The sequence below is a fragment of the Nostoc sp. CALU 546 genome (genome assembly GCF_048836525.1).
In genome coordinates, this window is sequence record NZ_JAWJTF010000416.1 from 1 (window position 1) to 1,424 (window position 1,424).

The window sequence follows — 1,424 nt, forward strand, 5'->3', positions numbered from 1 at the left end:
TCACTGGGACTTTGGGCGATCGCCAATCTCCACTAGTGGAAATGACCACTGAAATTGGCTCTAGAAACACTTCCTTCAATGCACTGTGTCAGCGTCTTGTTATTACTAGTAATACTACTAGTAACAACACTTGTAATTAATGACTTCCAAATAAAAAAATACACAACTAATTTTTGTGGGGTGGGCATCTTGCCCGCCTTTGGCTACGGTCAGGTAAGATCCCCACCCTACAAGATTAGATATGTACACCGCCATTCGCTAGATGTATTTCTATCACTAAGGGGCAGACCGTAGTTATGAAGAATTTACTCAGATTTCTTCTCAGCATTCAGCTGAAACACTCTAAGTTTGTTCAGCAAGTTAATGGTTTTACCCTGATAGAACTTTTGGTAGCCTTATTGCTGGCATTCCTTGTGATTACACCACTGCTAGGATTCATGGTTAATATTCTCAGTACAGATCAGAAGGAACAAGCAAAGGCAAATTCTGAACAAGAAATCCAGACGGCAGTTAATTACATTGCCAATGATTTACAACAAGCTGTCTACATATATGATGGAGCTGCACTGACTACCAATTCAAACGCTGTCCCAGCAAGCTCAGGAATTCAAGACCAAATCCCGCCTGTGAAAAACGCTGGTATTTGTGATTCTTCTAATAATACTGTTACTTGTAAACCTATTTTAGTGTTTTGGAAACGCAAATTTATCCAACGCGCCACAACAAGCACAGATGATACTTTTGTTTACTCACTAGTTGCCTACTATTTAATAAAAGACAATAGTACTACTTGGTCAAAAGCGGCTCGTATTGCCAGATTTGAAATTAGTGATGGAGTTCTGGCTTCTGGCGGTGTCAGTTGTGGTACTGACTATCCCAATGATAAATATCTTGACGCCAACAACTGCCCCAATCCAGGTTTTCAGCGTTTTAACCTGAATCTGCCAGGTGCCGCAGGTATAAAACAGCAAATGAATTCATGGAAAAAAGTCTCGTCAGCTTACACTCAACAACCTTTAGTACTAATTGATTTTATCGATCAAACCTCTATTACAACAAATCCTACTTGTCCTACTGGAACACTTAGCAAGGGTAATTTTATGGGCTTTTATGCTTGTGTTGATACTGCCAATACAACAGCACAAGTGTTTTTACGAGGCAATGCACTAGCTAGGTTGCAAAATAGCAATTTTGATTACTCTTCAAATAACCAAACTTACTTTCCGACAGCAAGTGTCCGCGTGCAGGGACGTGGATATTTATATACTAAATAAACTTCACAATCAACAGCACAACTAATAGTGGGGCATTATGGGCAACCTAACTTTAAAGTTATTCCACACTAGGATGTGTGATAAAAACACCAAAGAGCGATTTCATTCTCAAGACGATGCTGGTTTTACTTTAATAGAAGTGATTGTAGT

Annotated in this window: 1 protein-coding gene; it reads left to right on the forward strand. The window is 39.4% G+C overall.

What is annotated here, in order from left to right:
* Positions 1-296: 296 nt before the first annotated feature.
* The gene (gene hpsC, locus RRG12_RS44175) at positions 297-1,274 is read left to right on the forward strand and encodes a hormogonium polysaccharide secretion pseudopilin HpsC (RefSeq protein ID WP_420762750.1); all 978 of its coding nucleotides are present in this window, start codon (positions 297-299) and stop codon (positions 1,272-1,274) included.
* The last annotated feature ends 150 nt before the right edge of the window (positions 1,275-1,424 follow it).

Bases quoted from the DNA above. Each gene is read 5' to 3' on its own strand.
- hpsC (WP_420762750.1), top strand. From the start codon at position 297: ATGAAGAATTTACTCAGATTTCTTCTCAGCATTCAGCTGAAACACTCT.